The organism is Brochothrix sp. (assembly GCF_017549435.1).
GTDB lineage: Bacteria > Bacillota > Bacilli > Lactobacillales > Listeriaceae > Brochothrix > Brochothrix thermosphacta.
On the sequence record NZ_JAFYUW010000026.1, the window covers coordinates 1 to 5358 of the forward strand.

Annotated in this window: 6 protein-coding genes; 4 read left to right on the forward strand and 2 right to left on the reverse strand. The window is 36.5% G+C overall.

What is annotated here, in order from left to right:
- Window positions 1-35: 35 nt before the first annotated feature.
- Complete coding sequence (locus tag IKV95_RS01640) at window positions 36-206, forward strand: hypothetical protein (RefSeq protein WP_154657754.1); 171 nt, start codon at window positions 36-38, stop codon at window positions 204-206.
- Window positions 207-286: 80 nt separating this feature from the next.
- Here IKV95_RS01640 and IKV95_RS01645 read toward each other — a convergent pair whose 3' ends face one another.
- The gene (locus IKV95_RS01645) at window positions 287-1135 is read right to left on the reverse strand and encodes a MurR/RpiR family transcriptional regulator (protein ID WP_069120017.1); all 849 of its coding nucleotides are present in this window, start codon (window positions 1133-1135) and stop codon (window positions 287-289) included.
- A 159-nt stretch (window positions 1136-1294) separates the two neighbouring features.
- Between IKV95_RS01645 and IKV95_RS01650 the strand changes: the two genes are divergently transcribed.
- Genes IKV95_RS01650 through IKV95_RS01660 form a run of 3 tightly spaced genes read left to right on the forward strand, consistent with a single transcriptional unit; the run spans window position 1295 to window position 4942 of the window.
- Complete coding sequence (locus IKV95_RS01650; RefSeq protein ID WP_069128909.1) at window positions 1295-2173, forward strand: prephenate dehydrogenase/arogenate dehydrogenase family protein; 879 nt, start codon at window positions 1295-1297, stop codon at window positions 2171-2173.
- A gap of 3 nt (window positions 2174-2176) precedes the next feature.
- On the forward strand, window positions 2177-3601 hold the full coding sequence (locus tag IKV95_RS01655; protein WP_069128910.1) for a four-carbon acid sugar kinase family protein: 1425 nt from the start codon (window positions 2177-2179) through the stop codon (window positions 3599-3601).
- Window positions 3602-3622: 21 nt separating this feature from the next.
- Window positions 3623-4942 (forward strand): gluconate:H+ symporter, encoded by a 1320-nt coding sequence (locus IKV95_RS01660; protein WP_120472792.1) that lies wholly within the window; start codon window positions 3623-3625, stop codon window positions 4940-4942.
- Window positions 4943-5009: 67 nt separating this feature from the next.
- Here the strand turns inward: IKV95_RS01660 and IKV95_RS01665 are convergent.
- The coding region (locus IKV95_RS01665) for an NAD(P)/FAD-dependent oxidoreductase (RefSeq protein ID WP_287451343.1) at window positions 5010-5358 on the reverse strand (349 nt) is incomplete at its 5' end.

Genomic DNA, 5358 nt, shown 5'->3' on the forward strand with positions numbered 1-5358 from the left:
CACTACCGATTATGATTCATACTAGGAGGTCCACTATGCTAAAAAAATTATTGATTTGTCTCGCTTTTTTCGTCTTCATCTCACTTTTAAGCATCATTTTCAACTCGAGTGATAACATTATTCGTACATTGTTTATTAATTTCCTTTTTTCACTAGGATTATTTGCTGTTATTAGCATGTCATCCGTTTATAATTTCAGAGAATAATTATGTCGCTTACTTTAGTTCTATTATAAAACAACGAAATCTCTTCACTTTAGCGTTTAATCAATCGATTAAGCGTTTTTTCATGTTTTATTTTTCGCGACTGCTTTACGTGATTGTGTAATATTAAGCAATACTTTTTCTTTCTGTTGCAGAACAATTTTAATATAAAGCATATCAATAATAATCAGTTGATTAATACGTGAAATCATTGAATCTGAACGATATAGGGTTTCCTGAGAACTGCTCAATAACAAAATATCTGACTGCTTTGCTAGTGTGGAATGTGTATAACTTGTTAGTGCTATAGTTTTCAAACCTTTCTCTTTAGCAAAACCAACTGCATCTAATATTTCACTACTTTCACCCGAATGAGAAATTGCTATTAATAAATCATCAGTATGTCCTTGTGTTGCTAACATATTCATAATATGTGAATTTTCACTATACACAACATCAAAACCCAGCTGTAATAACTTATGGAACAAATCACTGGCAATGCTTACTGAAGCACCTATACCGACTATTATAATACGACGTGCCGTAATAATACTTGTAGCACCCGCTTCAACACTATCATCATCCAGTACATCTTCCAACTCCGTAATAGCACTGATTGTTGATGCTACAACTTTTTTCTTAATCATTGTTGTTGTGTCCGCTTCTTCGATATCACCATAGATAGTCGCTGTATTTTTGGTTGCTAACGATTGTGCTAAATCAATTCTAAAAAGTTGATATGATTCATAATCAATTTGTTTTAAAAAACGAAAAACAGAAGGTTCGCTGGCATCACTCTGGATTGCTAAATCACTCACCGTCATTGACACAACAGCTTTTGAATTCTCTAAAATAAAACGTGCTATTTTTTTTTGTACAGCTGTAAGCTGTGGTTCTATCATTTTAACTTTCATTAAAATTTCATTTCGCATCTCAACATTCCTCTATCCTAAGACTTTATAACTTATATTATAACATCTCGAATTAAAATTAGGGATTGACAGCCCTTACATTTGCATTATATACTCATCGTAGTTAAACTACAAATAAATAAATATTTCGTAGCGAAACAAACAAGGAGGATATTTACTATGCAAAAAACAATTGGCTTTATCGGTTTAGGCATTATGGGACAACCTATGGCTCACAATTTAATTCAAGCTGGTTTTAAAGTTTATGGATTTGATGTCAGCCCTCAATCACGCGAAACTGCTGAAATAAAAGGCGTTAAAACATTCACTTCTGCTTCTGAGGTTGCTCAACATAGTGATATTGTAATTACAATGTTACCAACTAATAAAATTGTAAGCGATGTCATAACTGGAGAAAATGGCTTAATACATCACCTTAAGCCTGAAAGTATTATTATCGATATGAGCTCAGTGACACCTACAGTCACTCAAAGTATTGGACAACAATTAGCTAAAAACAACATTCATCTCTTAGATGCACCTGTGAGCGGTGGACAAGAAGGCGCTATTTCAGGAAAATTAGCAATTATGGTTGGGGGTAATGCGAAAATTTTTAATCAAGCCTTACCCATTTTCGATGTTTTAGGACATTCAACGATTCTTGTCGGTGCTTTAGGAGCGGGGGTCACTGCTAAATTAGCAAACCAAATTATCGTTAATTTAAATATTGCCGCTGTATCTGAAGCATTTATCCTTGCAGATAAAGCAGGAATTGATCAACAAAAGATGTTTGAAGCCATTCGTGGTGGTTTAGCTGGTTCACAAGTACTGGAGGATAAAGCCCCACGTATTATTGCATCCAACTTTGTTGCTGGTGGTCGTATTGATATTAACACCAAAGATATTAATAATGCTGCTCAAACTGCAACTGACCTTGGTCTTAATCTACCATTGACGACCAATTTGTTAACGATTCTTAATAAGCTCAATGAAACCGATCATCGTATTGAAGATCATAGCGCCATCTATCACTATTACAAAGAAGAAAGTGAGCGATAAACAATGACATATTTAACAGCAAATACAACTTTAAATGCTTTGCCAACTGTTGATGAACATAAAATTGATGCTTTACTAAACGAGGCTTTAGCCTCTTTTAAACATAAAATCATCGTTCTTGACGATGATCCTACTGGTATCCAAACTGTACATGGCGTTTCAGTATTTACTCAGTTTGATGAACAAACAATTGAAACTGCTTTTCGTGATGAGCAACAAATGTTCTTCTTATTGACCAATTCACGGGCAATGACTGCAACTGAAACAACTATCCTTCATACAAACATTGCCACCGCTATCGTCAATGTATCAGAAAAATTACAACAACCTTATATCATCATTAGCCGTGGTGATTCAACGCTGCGTGGACATTATCCTCTTGAAACAGAAACACTTCGTCAAACCATCGAAGCGAAGAGTTCTCTCCACTTTGATGGTGAAATTATTGCACCGTATTTCCTTGAAGGTGGACGTCTAACTATTGAAGATATTCATTATGTGAAGCAAGGTGATCAATTAGTTCCTGCAGGAGAAACAGAATTTGCCAACGATCGTACGTTTGGTTACAAATCCTCACATTTATTCAAATACATTAACGAAAAAACAAACGGTGCAACTTCCGTCTCAGATTGTCATAGTATCAGCTTAAATCAGACACGTGCACTTGCTATTGATGATATTACTGCTGTATTTATGGATAGTACAAACTTTTCTAAAATCATATTGAATGCTGTTGCAAATAGCGATATTAAAGTGGCATCAATCGGTATCATTACTGCCTTAAATGCTGGCAAGAATTTCTTATTCCGAACAGCGGCCGCCGTTCCAAAAATACTGGGTGGTATTTCAGATAAACCATTACTTCAAAAAAGTGATCTGGTTGATTCTCATTCAAAAAACGGAGGTTTAATCGTAGTAGGCTCTCATGTAAAAACATCTACGGAGCAACTCGAAGCTTTACTAACGTACGATAAAATAATTAGCATACCTTTTAAATCAGACCTTGTATTCAACGACGTTGCTTTCCATGAAGAAGTTCAACGTGTGCAACTCTTGATTAATACTCATCTTGCTGCAGGCGAAACAGTTGTTGTGTTCACCTCACGCAAACGTCTTGACCTCGGCGATAACCAGGCCGAAAATGAACTAGCCTTATCTGTCAAAATAGCCAAAGCTGTTACTTCTTTCGTAGAAAACCTCACTATTCAACCTAAATTTATTATCGGTAAAGGCGGCATTACTTCTAGTGAAATTGGAACAAAAGGTTTAGCTGTCAAGCGCGCTTTAGTTGCTGGTCAAATTGCTCCGGGAATACCTGTTTGGCTGACAGACAAAACAGCTAAATTTCCACTTATGCCTTATGTTATTTTCCCTGGAAATGTTGGTAATAAAGAAACACTTAAAGAAATTGTCGAACGTCTCGACTAAAAAATATTAGGAGGGTTCCCCATGTCGTTACTATATGTTTTAATCGCTGTGTTAATTTTATTGTTATTAATGGTTGTTTTAAAAATAAATGCCTTTATTTCTTTAATTGTTGTTGCCTTAATTGCTGGTGTCATGCAAGGTATGTCACCACTTGAAGCGATTACTTCCATCAAGTCTGGAATGGGTTCAACACTTGGTTCTTTAGCACTCGTGCTTGGTTTTGGTGCAATGCTTGGAAAATTAATGGAAAATTCAGGGGCTGCACAAACAATTGCGATGACATTAATCGCAAAATTCGGCCGTAAACATGTTCAGTGGGCTGCTGTCATGACTGGCTTTATTGTTGGAATTGCTCTTTTTTATGAAACAGGTTTTGTTATTTTAATTCCACTTGTATTTACTATTGCTAAAGCTGCAAAATTACCAGTTCTTTATATCGGAATGCCGGTAGCAGCAGCCTTGATTACTGCTCATGGTTTTGTGCCACCACACCCTGGGCCAACAGCAATTGCACAAATTTTCAATGCTAATCTTGGTTTAACATTACTTTACGGAATTGTCATTGCTATCCCCTCAGTGATTATTTCTGGCGTTTATTATCCACGTCTTTTTAAAAAAGAATCGTTAGAAACTAATATCCCAAAAGAACTTTTTTCAGCAAAAGAATTTGACGATGATGAATTACCTAGTTTTGGAATTAGTCTATTTACAGCTTTAATTCCTGTTCTTTTAATGGGATTACATGCAGGATTTGAGATTTTCGCACCTGAAAGTAGCTTAATGCCCTTTTTAGCATTTATTGGCGAACCTTCTATCGCCTTACTTGTTGCTGTTATTGTAGCAATTTTCACCTTCGGGTTAATGCAAAAATTCTCAATGAAAGAAATTATGAATTCCATAGCCTCTTCTGTAAGCTCAATTGCGATGATCTTGCTCATAATTGGTGCAGGTGGTGCCTTTAAACAAGTACTAGTTGATAGTGGTGTCGCTGACTATGTTTCAGAAATTGTGAAAGATATGTCGTTTTCACCATTGTTACTTGCGTGGTTAATTGCTGCTTTACTGCGTTTAGCATTGGGTAGCGCAACAGTTGCTGGTATGACTGCAGCTGGTATTATGGTCCCTGTTCTCGCTGGAGCAGGTGTTAATGCTGAATTGCTTGTTTTGGCAATTGGTGCAGGGAGTATGACATTCTCACATGTCAACGATGCTGGTTTCTGGATTTATAAAGAATATTTTAATCTTAGTGTTGGTAAAACAATTAAAACCTGGTCAATGATGACATTAATCAGTTCATTAATTGGTTTAGGCGGTGTTATGCTGCTGAATATGTTTGTATAAAAAAAGACCTCTTAGAGCACACTTTTTAGTGTCCACTCTACGAGGCCTTTTTAGTAAAAATATAACTTTACTTTTCTTTCCGTAAGCGTAAATACTGCGCCACAGGATAGTCACTCAAATCAATTTGAACGTCACGCCCTAAAACTAAATCGGCTACGATTTTAGCTGCATAAGGTCCAACAGTTAACCCAGATGCGCCTAAGCCGTTCGCTACGTAAGCATTACTAGCAAACGGCACTTGGCCAATTACTGGTGTATAATCCGAGGTATAGGCACGTGTGCCCGTACGCACTTCAATTATTTGAGAATCGCGCCATCCCGGTGCAAAACGTAAACTTTCTGTTGCAATATCATTCAGTTCACCGATAGTGGGTGCTAAATCAAAGTCTTTGCCCTTTTCATGTGAAGCCCCAATG